This is a genomic window from Streptomyces sp. GESEQ-4 (assembly GCF_017948455.1).
In the GTDB taxonomy this organism is placed as follows: Bacteria; Actinomycetota; Actinomycetes; order Streptomycetales; family Streptomycetaceae; genus Streptomyces.
The window spans coordinates 70,469-82,977 of the sequence record NZ_JAFFSU010000006.1 but is presented as its reverse complement, the minus strand read 5'-3'; the positions used below and the strand labels follow the sequence as shown (position 1 = coordinate 82,977).

Annotated in this window: 12 protein-coding genes; 6 read left to right on the top strand and 6 right to left on the bottom strand. The window is 68.4% G+C overall.

Annotated elements, in window-relative coordinates; genetic code table 11:
- Positions 1-8: 8 nt before the first annotated feature.
- On the bottom strand, positions 9-1,253 hold the full coding sequence (gene egtA / locus KCH48_RS14265; protein ID WP_210574030.1) for an ergothioneine biosynthesis glutamate--cysteine ligase EgtA: 1,245 nt from the start codon (positions 1,251-1,253) through the stop codon (positions 9-11).
- 206 nt (positions 1,254-1,459) lie between these two features.
- Positions 1,460-2,206, bottom strand: a complete 747-nt coding sequence (locus KCH48_RS14260) for an SDR family NAD(P)-dependent oxidoreductase (RefSeq protein WP_210574028.1) — start codon at positions 2,204-2,206, stop codon at positions 1,460-1,462.
- A 182-nt stretch (positions 2,207-2,388) separates the two neighbouring features.
- On the opposite strand from KCH48_RS14260, the gene KCH48_RS14255 reads away from it, so the two are divergent.
- From KCH48_RS14255 to KCH48_RS14245, 3 genes are all read left to right on the top strand, one after another.
- Entirely contained in the window at positions 2,389-3,297 is a 909-nt protein-coding gene (locus KCH48_RS14255; protein WP_210574026.1) for a LysR family transcriptional regulator, read from the top strand.
- Between the two features lie 132 nt (positions 3,298-3,429).
- A complete protein-coding gene (locus KCH48_RS14250) occupies positions 3,430-4,569 on the top strand; it encodes a hypothetical protein (protein ID WP_210574024.1) in 1,140 nt (379 codons plus the stop codon).
- 173 nt (positions 4,570-4,742) lie between these two features.
- On the top strand, positions 4,743-5,399 hold the full coding sequence (locus KCH48_RS14245) for a DUF4360 domain-containing protein (RefSeq protein ID WP_210574022.1): 657 nt from the start codon (positions 4,743-4,745) through the stop codon (positions 5,397-5,399).
- On the opposite strand, the gene KCH48_RS14240 is transcribed toward KCH48_RS14245, so the two are convergent.
- A complete protein-coding gene (locus KCH48_RS14240) occupies positions 5,353-5,562 on the bottom strand; it encodes a DUF397 domain-containing protein (RefSeq protein ID WP_210574020.1) in 210 nt (69 codons plus the stop codon). The two genes, KCH48_RS14245 and KCH48_RS14240, sit on opposite strands and share 47 nt — an antisense overlap.
- A complete protein-coding gene (locus tag KCH48_RS14235; RefSeq protein WP_210574018.1) occupies positions 5,559-6,392 on the bottom strand; it encodes a helix-turn-helix transcriptional regulator in 834 nt (277 codons plus the stop codon). The genes KCH48_RS14240 and KCH48_RS14235 overlap by 4 nt, the downstream gene beginning before the upstream one ends.
- Positions 6,393-6,522: 130 nt before the next feature.
- On the opposite strand from KCH48_RS14235, the gene KCH48_RS14230 reads away from it, so the two are divergent.
- From KCH48_RS14230 to KCH48_RS14220, 3 genes are all read left to right on the top strand, one after another.
- Entirely contained in the window at positions 6,523-6,987 is a 465-nt protein-coding gene (locus KCH48_RS14230; protein WP_210574016.1) for an ATP-binding protein, read from the top strand.
- 63 nt (positions 6,988-7,050) lie between these two features.
- On the top strand, positions 7,051-8,019 hold the full coding sequence (locus tag KCH48_RS14225) for an arabinan endo-1,5-alpha-L-arabinosidase (RefSeq protein WP_210574014.1): 969 nt from the start codon (positions 7,051-7,053) through the stop codon (positions 8,017-8,019).
- Positions 8,001-9,434 carry a family 43 glycosylhydrolase gene (locus tag KCH48_RS14220; RefSeq protein ID WP_210573999.1) on the top strand — a complete coding sequence of 478 codons (1,434 nt, stop codon included), beginning with the start codon at positions 8,001-8,003 and terminating at the stop codon, positions 9,432-9,434. The genes KCH48_RS14225 and KCH48_RS14220 overlap by 19 nt, the downstream gene beginning before the upstream one ends.
- Before the next feature lie 97 nt (positions 9,435-9,531).
- On the opposite strand, the gene KCH48_RS14215 is transcribed toward KCH48_RS14220, so the two are convergent.
- Together KCH48_RS14215 and KCH48_RS14210 are read right to left on the bottom strand one after the other, a co-directional pair.
- Positions 9,532-11,184, bottom strand: a complete 1,653-nt coding sequence (locus tag KCH48_RS14215; RefSeq protein ID WP_210573997.1) for a histidinol-phosphate transaminase — start codon at positions 11,182-11,184, stop codon at positions 9,532-9,534.
- A gap of 162 nt (positions 11,185-11,346) precedes the next feature.
- Positions 11,347-12,495: an aldose epimerase family protein gene (locus KCH48_RS14210; RefSeq protein WP_210573995.1), complete on the bottom strand. Its 1,149-nt coding sequence runs from the start codon at positions 12,493-12,495 to the stop codon at positions 11,347-11,349.
- Positions 12,496-12,509 lie beyond the last annotated feature (14 nt).

Here is a 12,509-nt window from a genome sequence, read left to right as displayed (position 1 = left end):
CCCAGGGGTCAGGTGCGGCGGAGCGCGTCCAGATGGTCATGGGCCGGGGAACGGCCGCGCTCTGTGTAGCGCTCGGCGAAATCGTTCAGGACATGCCGCAGGACCGCCGGGGTGCCGGGAACGGCGAGGGCGCTGTCGGCCGCGGCAAAGCAGGCGCGGGCGGCCTTGGCGAGGTCCTGGTCGTCGAGGCCGCTGCGGGCCGCCCGCAGCCAGACGTCGTGGGAGGGGACGGGCCGCCGCGAGTCCGGGCAGAGTGGCTCGGTTGCCGCGTAGGCGGCATCGGCCGCCACCGCGTCGTTCAGGAGCGTCGCGGCCAGTACAGTCGGCACGACCCAGTCGTCGCCGTTCTGAGCGTCGGTCATCCGCAACTCCAGCCAGCCGCGCGGTCTGACCGGCGGGAACAGAGTGCTGAGGTGGTAGTCCAGGTCGGCCAGGGTCGGCGGCCGCAGTTCGGGTACGCCTCGCAGCCAGGCGCGGAAGGTCAAGCCGGAGGGCGCGGACCAGTCCCCGTTGAGGTCGCCCGGTATGCACATCACCTGCGCGTCGAGCGCATAGCGGGTCCAGGCCACACGTGGGTCGCAGTGGTGGCGGGGCGGGCGGGTACGACCGGCATCCATCCGGGACCAGACGTCCTGCCGGGTGGACAGCCACCCGGTGGGCCACCCGTCCTGTATCGGGGAGTTGGCGAAGGCGGCGACGAGCACGGGACCGATACGGTGGGCGAGTTCCCAGCGGGAGCGGTAGCCGCCCACGCCGCGGGAGTCCTCGCCGGAGTCCAGGTTGATCTGTACGGATGCGGTGCGGCGCATCATGTCGCGGCCCCAGGGGCCCTCGCGGTCGAAGAAGCTCTCCATGGCCCGGTAGCGGGGGTGGTCGAGCACGCGAGGCGGTTCACGATAGGGGTCGAGGCCCCGGCCGACGAGTGCCAGATCGGCCTGCTCGACTGCCGTGCGCAGTACGGCGAGATCCGCGGCCATCATCTCGACGCACGCGCCGAGCGAGAGGGCCGGCGGGGAACTCAGCTCCAGCTGGCCGCCCGGCTCACGGGTGAGCCTGCTGCCCCCGGGCAGGGCGCCTGTCACCTCGATCGGCGCGAGGGCGGCGTTCAGCCGGTCGACGGATATCGGTAGCAGAGGGTTGTGGCGGTCCTGGACCAGCCACTCCGTCTCCACACCGATCCGCTCAGGGGGGCCGGTCTTGAAACACACGCCGAGCACATACGCTTCCGCCTCTTCCAGGGTGAGTTCGGTCATTTCTGTCCCTCCTCTCGCACAATCCGGTGCGGGTCAGGTGGGTGTCGGGCCGGGCGCAGGGGTGGCTGAGTTCTCGACAACCTCAGGCACTGCGGCGGATGCGTCGTCGGCCCGGCTGGTGGTCGGCGTCGTGACCCGGCTCGGTCTCCGGCCGCACACGGACCGGCGGCCGGAGATCTTCGCGGTGGCGGTGGTCGCCGCGTCGTTCAGACGGCGAGGCGACCGCCGTCGGCCACGATCACCTGGCCGGTGACGAAGCTCGCGCGCTCGCTCGCGACGAACGCGATGACCTCGGCGAGTTCCTCGGGCGTGGCGTTGCGCTTGAGCGGGTTGACCTCGGACCACGCCGTGAACTGGTCGGCGCCGATGAAGTCCACCACGTTGTCGCTGTTCACGTTCCCAGGAGCCACCGCGTTGACGCGTATGCCGTAACGGCCCCACTCCGCGGCCCAATTGCGGGTGAAGGATTCGACGGCCGCCTTCTGCGCTCCATACGTCGCCATGTGCGGCATGGCGATCGCGGCGGCGATACTGCTGATGTTGACGATGGTGCCGCCGCCCCGCTCGATCATCCCCCGGACGAGTCGTGTGCTGAGGACGAAGGTGGCGCGCACGTTGGTGTCCCACGACTCCGCGTTCGCTTCGATGTCCTGGTCGAGGGTCGGCTTGATGCTGGCCCTGTAGCTTGCCGCGTTGTTGACCAGCACGTCGACCTCACCCGCCTCCTCGGCCAGCCGCTCGACGTCGGCGAGATCACTCAGATCAGCGAGGATGAACCTGGCCTTTCCTCCGCCGGCGGTGATGTCGTCCACCACCTCGGCCCCGCGCTCGGCGTCGCGGCCGGTGATCACCACCGACGCTCCGTCGCGTGCGAACGCGTGCGCCGTCGCGGCGCCGATACCTCCTCGCGACCCCGCACCCGTGATCAGAACGCTCTTGCCCGCGAAATCCATGGTGTGCTCCTCGAAAAGAAAAGATGCCTGGCAGCGCGCGCCGAGATCGGGCGGCAGCTTTCCGGCCCTGGTGGCCGCGCCGGGCGTGCACCACGGTAGGACCGGCCTGACATAGAGGCAAATAGTGGCAACGTATATCCTGCATTGACATCGCCTATGTCATGTCGAGGGTTGGATTTCGAATGAACCTGCGCCAATACGAATACGCCCTGGCCGTCGCCGAGGAGGGCTCCATGACAGCGGCAGCAGAACGTCTCGGGGTCACTCAGCCCTCTCTGTCGCAGCAGATCGGCGCCTTGGAGAAGCACCTCGGGGTGCAGCTGTTCACCCGCACCCCGAGCGGGGTGACGGTGACGGTGGCAGGGCGGGCCTTCCTCGCGGAGGCGGAGATCGCGACGACCGCGTCCCGGCGTGCCATCACGGCCGCCCGCGCCGCCGACGGGGAACTGGCAGGCGAACTCATCATGGCTGTCCACATGGGCCTGGGATCACGCCAGTTGCCCCAGGCATTGGGGCAGCTGCGCAATCGCCACCCGAAGCTGCAGGTGACTCTCCACGAGGAACCCGATCCCGCGGACCTGGAACGACTGGTCCGCCAGGGAACCCTCGACATGCTCCTCGTGCACCGCATCCCCGCCGGGTGCACCTTCGACACTCACCCGCTGGGCGAGGAAGCCTACGTCGCCGTCCTGCCGAAGGGGCACCCGCTTCTCCCGGACGGCTCCGCCCTGAGCCTGGAAGACCTGGCTTCAGAGGGGTGGATCCGGTTCCGGCGCGCCAGCCTGCTCGACGACTACCTCGCCCGCCTGCTCGCCGACGCGGGCCTCAGCCCGCACACGGTGGCCCGAGCGTCACAGATCTCCACCGCGGTGCGGCTCGTGGCGCAGGGCTTGGGCGTCACCGTGGTCCCGGCCTCGGCCATCCCCGAAGGCTTCGAAGAACTGGCCTGCCCACTACTGCCCTCCCTGACCGAACCCGTCCTCGTCGGCGTCCGGCGCAATCCGGGTTCGGCGGAAACGGCCATGCTCGACCATCTCCACCAGCAGAACTGGTGCGGTACAAGCCTCCTCGGCCGGCCCACAACTGATTGAGCCGGCCTGACCCGTGATGGGCACAACCGTCCGGCCGGGCGAGCGGTCTCATGAGTGAGCAACTGACCACGGGGGGCGAAGTTGCAGGATCCACGGGGCACCCCCGTAGCAGGCAGACAACGGGGAGCAGTCATGAAGACAGGCACGTATCTCAAGATCGCGATCGTCACGGCGTTAACGGCGGCCACCGTGGCCGTCGCCCCGGCCACGGTATCGGCGGCGGACCGTGCGGCTCCCGCCGCGTCGGCCCCGGGCCAGGCCTCGGCTCCGGCCTGGCGCACCTCCCTGGCGGGGACGCTCTCGGACAACTCCGCGCTGTCCGACATCGCGTCGGCCGGTCCGAACGCCGCCTGGGCCGTGGGACACCAGTACATCGACGGCATCGCCAAGGGCGTCATCCTGCGCTGGAACGGCAGGACCTGGCAGCAGCAGTCCACCCCCGGGGTGCCGGGGACCGGCGTGTGGTACGCCGTGGACGCGGTGTCGGCGCACGACGTCTGGGCGTACGGCTGGAGCCAGGAAGGCGAGACCCTGGCCCACTACGACGGGAAGCGGTGGACGCAGATGCCGCTGCCCGCGGAGAAGGGCTACGGCTTCGCGAAGCTCGCCGCCGTTCCCGGCAAGGTCTGGCTGGTGAGCGACACCGCGATCAACTCCTACGCCAACGGCGTCTGGCAGAGCACACCCCTCCAGAGCGGCCTCTTCATCAACGCCATCGAGGCGCGCAACTCCCGCGACGCCTGGGCGGTCGGGCAGTTCGCGCACGTCGGCCAGCCGGGGCGGTCCGTGCTCATGCACTGGGACGGCAGTTCGTGGACCGACGTCGCGCCGGCCGGCAGCGATCTCACGGTCACGTCCGTGTACCAGGAGTCCGCCCGCAGCGTCTGGGTCACCGCACTCACCCCGTACACCGAGGACGAACCGCAGCAGAGCAAGGTGCTGCACTGGGACGGCCGCAGCTGGCGCGACGTCACCGGGCCGGTCGACGGGCTGTGGGCCAGTGCCATCACCGGCGACGGCAAGGGCACCGTCTGGCTCTCCGGCGACCGCTACGGCTACGAGGGCACCGCCCTCTACTGGCGCCTGCGCGGCGGCGTCTGGACCTCCGTCGAGGGCGACGCCGTCCCCGGCGGCCAGACCCAGGCGTACGACATCGATGCTCTCGCGCCCACCGGCCGCACCGGACAGTTCTGGTCCGTCGGCAATTACGGACTCATCACCGGAGAGTCCACGTCCGCCCAGTACGAACTGATCCAACGTTCGACCCGCTGAACCCGCCCCTGCTCGCTCAACTGGGTTGTAAATGGCTGGAGTTCGCCCATGACGGCCGTGCGTGCGGCTCGTACGATGCGAACGCCTCTCGTCTTCACAGAAACCTCACAGTTTCTTCAAAACTCAACGAAGGCTGGAGGCACACAGCCACCCCCCAACCCTTTGGAGAGACCATGTCTCGTGGACTCCTGCTGAGCGGCGGCGCGCTGGCCGCTCTCCTCACGGCCACACTGCCCGCGCACGCGACCCCGACCTCCTCGTTCGACGACCCGCCCGCGGACAAGGTCGTCATCAAGATCGCCACCGTGAACGGCTCGGGCTGCCCGCTGGGCACGGCCGCCGTGGCCGTCTCCCCGGACAACACCGCCTTCACCGTCACCTACAGCGACTACCTCGCCAAGGTCGGCGGCAACGCCGACCCCACGGCGTTCCGCAAGAACTGCCAGCTCAACCTGATCGTCCACGTCCCCGGCGGCTTCACCTACGGCATCGCCAGCGCGGACTACCGGGGCTTCGCCTCACTCCAGCGCGGCGCGACCGGCATGCAGAAGGCCTCGTACTACTTCCAGGGCTCGTCGAACACGGCGTCCAAGACCCACAACTTCAGCGGCGTCTACAACGACAACTGGCAGGCCACGGACCAGACGGAGTACGCCCAGATCGTCTGGTCGCCCTGCGGAGTCGAGCGCAACTTCAACATCAACACAGAGCTGCGCGTGAGCGCGGGCACGTCGACGCCGGGCAGCTCCAGCTTCATGACGATGGACTCGACCGACGGCGACATCAGCACGACCTACCACTTGGCCTGGAAGGAGTGCCCGGGTAAGTGAGGAAGTCGGCCCAGGCGGTGGGGGAGAGGGTGAGCTGAGGGCCCTGCTTGTCCTTGGAGTCGCGGATGTGGATGGTGGCGGGGGTGACGGCGATCTCGACGCAGTCGTCGCCGGAGCCTCCGCTGTAACTGCTCTTGAACCAGGCCAGGTCGGACGTGCTCATTGGTCTCCTCGCATCCGCTGCAACAGGCTCATGGAGTCTTTGAGAGTGAGAGCCTGTGAGCGCATCCTGGCATACCGCATTTGAAGCATGCTGACCACCTTTGGGTCGGCGATGAACTGGCCGCTTTCCTGCCCCTCGCAGTAGGCGAACCACTTGTTCTCCGGTGTCTCCAGCAGTCGCATGGGACCGTCCAGTCCCGCGTGGGTCTCCTGCTCCGTCGGCATGATCTGGAGTTCCACGTTCCGTAGTTGGGCGATCTCCAGTACATGATCGACGAGCTCCCGCGTGACCTCCGAACCGCCCGTTCGCCGACGGAACAGGTGCTCCTCCAGGATGAACGCGAACGCCGTGTTCGGGCGTTCCCGCAGCAGCCGCTGCCGTTCCGCCCGCGCTACCCACTGCGCCTCGATCTGCTCGTCGCTCAGCGGAGGCAACTGGTTCGTGAACAGGGTCCGCGCGTACGCCTCCGTCTGCAACAGCCCCGGAATCAACCGGCATTCGTACGTGTACAGCGTGATCGCCGTGGCCTCAAGCTGCGCCCACCGCCGGAACCACGCCGCCAACCCCGGCTGCCGAGCCAGATGCTTGGCCGCGTTCCGTACGGCGCCCGTATTCCCCAGCACCCCCTCCGACCGCTCCGCGAACGTCGGATCCGGCATCCGCCGACCCAACTCCACCGAAGCCACGGTGTGTTTGGACAGCCCCACCCGCTCCCCGAACTCCTCCCGGCTCAGCCCCGCGTGCTCCCGCAACGCCTGCACCACCGCCCCGAACGTCCGCAGACTGTCCGAGGCCTCCGGCTCACCGCCACCCACCGCCGCATCGACCACTGTCGGTCACCTCCCGCACACATGGTCACGGCCAGTCACGCGTACTGTCCACCCCGTAACCGCGTACGCTCCCGCACCGTACGCGCCGCCGACCTGGTGAACTGCCCGCCGAAGTCGCCAGATTGAGCGCATGCACGCACCGCTCACCCCCCAACCCCCGGTTACCGTACGTACGTTCACCCTGCGTCTCAGCGTCACCCCACGCGGCGCCCGTCTCGCCCGGCACCTTGCCCTGAACCAGCTCCACGAATGGGGCATCCCGTACGGCAGTGCCGTCTCTGACGCCGTCGCTGTGATCGTCGCCGAGCTGGCGGCCAACGCGGTGACCCACGGCCGGGTCCCAGGACGGGACTTCGAGCTGCGGCTGTCGCTGCCGACGGGGAGCGTCCGGGTCGAGGTCAGTGACACCCGTACCGAAGCCGGCGTCCCGAAGCCGGGCGACGTACCGCCTCCGGGTCCCCTCGACGAACACGGCCGTGGACTCGTCCTCGTGGAGGCGCTGGCCGACCGGTGGGAGGTGCTGGATCGGGACCTTCCCGGCAAGACCGTCCTCGCGGAGGTGGACCTTCCGCGCGGGTCATTGACGCGCAAGTGATTCGATTCTACGTTCCGTCCGAAGTGACGATCGTTGTTCGAGATACAGAACAGGAGCGTTCACGTGAGCCGCACCAGAACCGCTCTTCTCGCCCTCCCCGCCGCCGCCTTGCTGGCCCTCATCCCCTCCAGCGCGTCGGCCTACCCCAACCCCGGTACCGTCACCGGCTCCATCGTCACCCACGACCCGACGATGATCCGCACCTCGTCCGGCCAGTACCTGCTGTACGCCACCGGCGGCGGCATCGCGAGCAAGTCGTCCGGCAACCGCATCGCCTTCAGCGCGGGCGCCGACGCCTTCTCCTCCCGCCCGGGCTGGTGGTCGTCGTACTCCTCCGTGCCGGAAGCCTGGGCGCCGGACATCTCCTACCAGGGCGGCAAGTACCTGCTGTACTACTCCGTCTCGAAGTTCGGCTCGAACACCTCGGCCATCGGGCTGGCCACCTCCAGCACCGGCCGGCCCGGCAGCTGGACCGACCAGGGGACCGTCTACACCTCCGGCTCGTCCAGCGACTACAACGCCATCGACCCGAACCTGTTCGTCGACAGCGACGGCAAGTGGTGGCTGTCCTTCGGCAGTTGGTGGACCGGCATCAAGATGATCCAGCTCAACCCGTCCACCGGTAAGCAGCTCGCCGGCAACACCACCCGGTACTCGCTCGCCTCCCGCCCGACCGGCACCAAGGCCGTCGAAGCGCCGTACATCGTCAAGCGCGGCAGCTACTACTACCTCTTCGCCTCGTACGACACCTGCTGCGCCGGCACCAGCTCCACATACAAGGTCAAGGTCGGCCGTGCCACCAGCGTCACCGGCCCGTACCACGACAAGAACGGCGTCGCGATGATGAACAACGGCGGGACACCCGTCCTCGAGTCCCACGGCCGCTACATCGGCCCCGGCGGACAGTCGATCATGAACGACGCCGACGGCGACCTGATCGTCTACCACTACTACGACGCCCAGGACAACGGCACACCCAAACTCGGCATCAACCTCCTGAACTGGAGCAGCGGATGGCCCGTCGCCTACTGACCCTGCTGGCCGCGCTGGTCTTCCTGCTGAGCCTGGGACAGTCCTCCGCGAGCGCCGCCTCCTTCGCCAACCCCGTCAAGGCACAGAAGGGCGCCGACCCCTGGATCTCATACCACAACGGCAACTACTACATGGTGACGACGAGTTGGACCGACGTCATCACCATGCGCAAGTCCACGACCCTCGCCGGGCTCGCCACCGCGCCCAGCGTGGAGGTGTGGAAGGGTGACGCGGCGAACCGCTGCTGCAACATCTGGGCGCCGGAGATCCACTTCATCAACGGTCGCTGGTATCTGTACTACGTCGCCGGCCAGAACGTCTCCGACTACAACCCGACCCAACGCACTCACGTCCTGGAGAGCGCCGGCTCCGACCCCATGGGCCCGTACACCTACCGCAACCAGCTCAACTCGGCCTGGATGCTGGACCCTACGGTCGCCACGATCAACGGCAGCCTGTACTTGTTCGGCAGCGCGAGCGGAGGCACCCAGAACCTGGTGGCCGCCCGTATGTCCAACCCCTACACCCTCGCCACCGGCTTCTCCACCGTCTCCACCCCCACCAACTCCTGGGAGACCTCCGGCGGTTCGGTGAACGAAGGCCCGGAGATCCTGCAACGGGGCGGCCGGACCTACCTCATCTACTCGGCGAGCGGCTGTTGGACCCCCGACTACAAACTCGGCCAGCTCAGCCTCACCGGCTCCAACCCGCTCTCCGCGTCCTCCTGGACCAAGAAGTCCACGCCGGTCTTCCAGCGCAACGACTCCGCCGGCGTCTACGGCCCCGGCCACAACGGCTTCTTCACCTCACCCGACGGCACCGAGAACTGGATCGTCTACCACGCCAACGACGCGGCCTCCGAGGGCTGCGACAACGGCCGCACAACCCGCGCCCAGAAGTTCACCTGGAACTCCGACGGCACCCCGAACTTCGGCACACCGGCCCGCCTCGGCGCGAGCATGCCCGGCCCGTCGGGAGAACCGGCCTCCGCCTCCACGACGTACACCCTCACCAACCGCAACAGCGGTAAGTGCCTTGAGGTGGCCGGGGGTTCGACGGCCGACGGCACCAACGTCCAGCAGTGGACGTGCAACGGCGGCACCAACCAGAAATGGCGCCTCGAAGACCTGGCCGACGACACCCACCGCCTGGTGAACACCGCCACCGGCAAGGTCCTCGACACCGAGAACTGCTCCTCCGTCGACGGCACCGACCTACGCCAGTGGTCCTGGCTGAACAACACGTGCCAGCGGTTCAGGTTCCAGGCGACGGCTGACGGCTACGTCCGGATCGTGAATCAGGCGACCGGCAAGGTGGCGGACGTAGCGAACTGCTCGACCGCGGACGGGTCGGACGTAAGACAGTGGACATGGCTGAACAACAACTGCCAACAGTGGCGCCTGAACGCCGTGTAGCACATCGCCCCGTAAGGGGCGCGGGGAACTGCGCGACAAGCCACAACGAACCGCTACCCGCCCAAGCCCCCGCACCCCTACGGCGAAAAGGCGCTACCTACCCCGCCTGCCCCGCCGCACTAGGCCAACTCCCGGCATTCGGCCACCCAGTGGCCGGCGCCGGAGTCAGCCCATTAGTACCCCGTACCTGCGCAGCGGTAAGCCCACCCCGCGCCGGAACCCCCACCGGCGTGGGCCCCGTCGGCTGGGCCGCAGACGCCGCGGCCGCCGGGAACTGCGCGGGGACGGGCTGCTGCGGCGCAGGGATCGGCTGGGGCGCCGGGAACTGCTGTGGCGGCGGCGCCGCCGGAGGCACCGGCTGCGGATACGCCTGCGCGGCAACCGGCTGCGGATAGGACTGCGCCGAAGCAGCCGCCGGCATCGGCGTCGGCGCGGGCATCGGCGCAGGCGTCGGCATCGGCGTTGGCATGGGCGCCCCCGCCTGCCCCTGACCCCCCATACCGCCGGAGGCCGTCGCCTGCGCCGCGAGGCCCTGCACGCCCGCCCCGTTGGTCTGTCCGATCAACCGGTCCACTGCCGCCGTACCCGAGCTGTAGTTGGTCCCTGTACCCAGCTCGGGCACGGCGGCTCCCCTCCTGGTCCCGTAGAGCACCTGTTCCAGGCCGGACACCAGGCGACGCACGTCGACCTGAGGGCGCACCACGAGCCGCAGGAAGCGGCTGGACGAACCGATCTTGTTGCCGCACTCGCGGACCAGGATCCGGTGCTCGGTGAGCAGTCGGTCCCGGACCACGGTGCCTTCCGCGCCCACGGGGAGGCGTACGAAGAGGAAGTTGCCCTGGGAGGGGTAGACCGTGAGGCCGGGCAGGGCGGAGAGCTGGCTGGCCATGTCCAGGCGGTCGCGGCGCACCTGGTGCAGGCTCTGGGCGTACTCCTGGCCGTGGTTCTTCAGCATGAACACCACGTGCTCGGCGAAGGCGTTGAGGTTCCACTTCGGCAGCATCGAGCGGACGCGGCCCGCGAGCGCCGGGTTGGCGACCAGATAGCCGAAGCGTATGCCGTGCAGGCCGAAGTTCTTGCCGAGGCTGCGCAGGACGATGACGTTCGGGCGGAGCATCGCCTCCTGGACGACCGACGGCTCCTGCTCGGCGTCCGCGAACTCCAGGAACGACTCGTCGATGACGATCAGGTCCCGGTCGGCCATCGCGTCCATGAACTGCACCAGCGCGTGCTTGTGCAGATAGCCGCCGTCGGGGTTGTTCGGGTTGCAGATGACGGCGACGCGGGTGCCGCGGGCCCGGATGAACTCGGCGTACTGCGCGAGGTCCAGGGCGAAGCCGCTGGACTCCTGGAGCGGGAACATGTCGACCCGCTTGCCGGTCTCCATCGGCTGGTCGGTCCAGCGGCCGAAGGTGGGGACGGGGATGGCGAGGGACTCACGCACCATCAGGTGGTCGATCCAGGTGATCAGCTCGGTCGAGCCGTTGCCCATCGCGACGGCCTGCGGCGGGAGTTGGAGGAGGTTGCACAGCTCGGCCGTGATCGTGTCGGCGCTGCTGGGGTAGTACGTGATGATGTCGCGCAACCGGCCCGCCATGTCGTCGAACATCGCGGGCGTGGGGAAGTACGGGTTGCACGGGATACAGAAGTCGATCGGACCGGCTCCGTCGCCGCCCTCGCGGGTCAGCGCCGCCATCGACGGGCTGTGCGCCGCCGTGCTGCGGAACAGCGAGGTGACGTTCTCAGCCATGGAACCTCCGTATGGGGCGGACCCGGTGGGGACGACCGGGTCCGTCGTCTTTGGGCGGCCCGCGCGGGGGAGCGCGGGCCGCCCTTAGATACGGATGCCTATGAGGCGCTGTTCAACCGCTGTGGATTCGGTGGAAAATTGTGAAGCTGCTGTGAAGCAGGGTCACTTTCCGAAGGAGTGAACCGTGGTCGAACGGTACGTCTGCCCAGGTCGCAGCGTTGTCGACGGGAACGACGGCTGGTTCGGCGAGTCCGGGAAGTGCTGTGTCTCCAAGCACAGCGCGTCGCCCTGCCGGTAGATGCTGCCGCCGGTGCCGGCGAAGCTGCCGTCGAGGAAGTTGCCCGAGTAGAACTGCAGGCCCGGCTCGGTCGTGGCGATCTTCATCGTGCGGCCCGAGGACGGGTCGCGGAGGGTGGCGACGTGCTGCGGCCGGGCCGTGATGCCCTTGTCGAGCGCCCAGTTGTGGTCGATGCCCTTGCCGTACAGCAGCTGCTGGTGGGGGACGCGGATGTCCTCGCCGACGGTCTTGGTGGAGCGGAAGTCGAAGGGCGTGCCCCCGACCCTCGCCAGCTCGCCCGTGGGGATCAGCCCCGAGTCGACCGGCGTGTAGCGGGAGGCGGCGATGGACAGTTCGTGGTCGTAGATGGTGCCGCTGCTCTCGCCCGCGAGGTTCCAGTAGACGTGGCTGGTGAGGTTGACGACGGTGGCCTTGTCGGTGGTGGCCTCGTAGTCGATGCGCCAGTCGCCGTGCCGGGTGAGGGTGTACGTCACCTTGGTCTTCAGCGTTCCGGGGTAGCCCATCTCGCCGTCGACGCTCGTGTAGTACAGGTACAGGCCGACGTCCGAGCCCTTGGTGAACGGCTCGACGTTCCACACCCGCTTGTCGAAGCCCTTGGCGCCACCGTGCAGGCTCTGCTCGCCGTCGTTGACGTCGAGCTGGTAGTTCTTGCCGTCCAGGGTGAACTTGCCCTTGGCGATGCGGTTGCCGTAACGGCCGATCAGCGCGCCGAAGTACGGGCTGTTGGCGACGTAGTCCTCGATGTTGTCGAAGCCGAGCGACACGTTGGTGTAGCGCCCGCGCCGGTCGGGGATCTCCAGGGACTGGACGATGCCGCCGTAGGAGAGGACCTTCAGCCGCGTCCCCCCGTTCTCCAGCGACCAGCTGTGGACCTTCGTGCCGTCGGCGAGCTTGCCGAAGAGCGACTTCACCGGCTTCTTGCCTCCCGTGGCGTGCGCGGTGCCGCCGAGCGTGGTGGCGGCTATGCCCGCCGCCGCTGCTCCGGCGATGACCGTTCGTCTGTTCAGTTCCATGTGCGGCTCCTGCA

Excerpts from the sequence above, each read along its gene's own strand:
- KCH48_RS14220 (WP_210573999.1), top strand. The coding sequence starts at position 8,001 with ATGGCCCGTCGCCTACTGACCCTGCTGGCCGCGCTGGTCTTCCTGCTG.
- KCH48_RS14245 (WP_210574022.1), top strand. The coding sequence starts at position 4,743 with ATGTCTCGTGGACTCCTGCTGAGCGGCGGCGCGCTGGCCGCTCTCCTC.
- KCH48_RS14255 (WP_210574026.1), top strand. The coding sequence starts at position 2,389 with ATGAACCTGCGCCAATACGAATACGCCCTGGCCGTCGCCGAGGAGGGC.
- KCH48_RS14260 (WP_210574028.1), bottom strand. The coding sequence starts at position 2,206 with ATGGATTTCGCGGGCAAGAGCGTTCTGATCACGGGTGCGGGGTCGCGA.
- KCH48_RS14250 (WP_210574024.1), top strand. The coding sequence starts at position 3,430 with ATGAAGACAGGCACGTATCTCAAGATCGCGATCGTCACGGCGTTAACG.
- KCH48_RS14230 (WP_210574016.1), top strand. The coding sequence starts at position 6,523 with ATGCACGCACCGCTCACCCCCCAACCCCCGGTTACCGTACGTACGTTC.
- KCH48_RS14210 (WP_210573995.1), bottom strand. The coding sequence starts at position 12,495 with ATGGAACTGAACAGACGAACGGTCATCGCCGGAGCAGCGGCGGCGGGC.
- egtA (WP_210574030.1), bottom strand. The coding sequence starts at position 1,253 with ATGACCGAACTCACCCTGGAAGAGGCGGAAGCGTATGTGCTCGGCGTG.
- KCH48_RS14215 (WP_210573997.1), bottom strand. The coding sequence starts at position 11,184 with ATGGCTGAGAACGTCACCTCGCTGTTCCGCAGCACGGCGGCGCACAGC.
- KCH48_RS14240 (WP_210574020.1), bottom strand. The coding sequence starts at position 5,562 with ATGAGCACGTCCGACCTGGCCTGGTTCAAGAGCAGTTACAGCGGAGGC.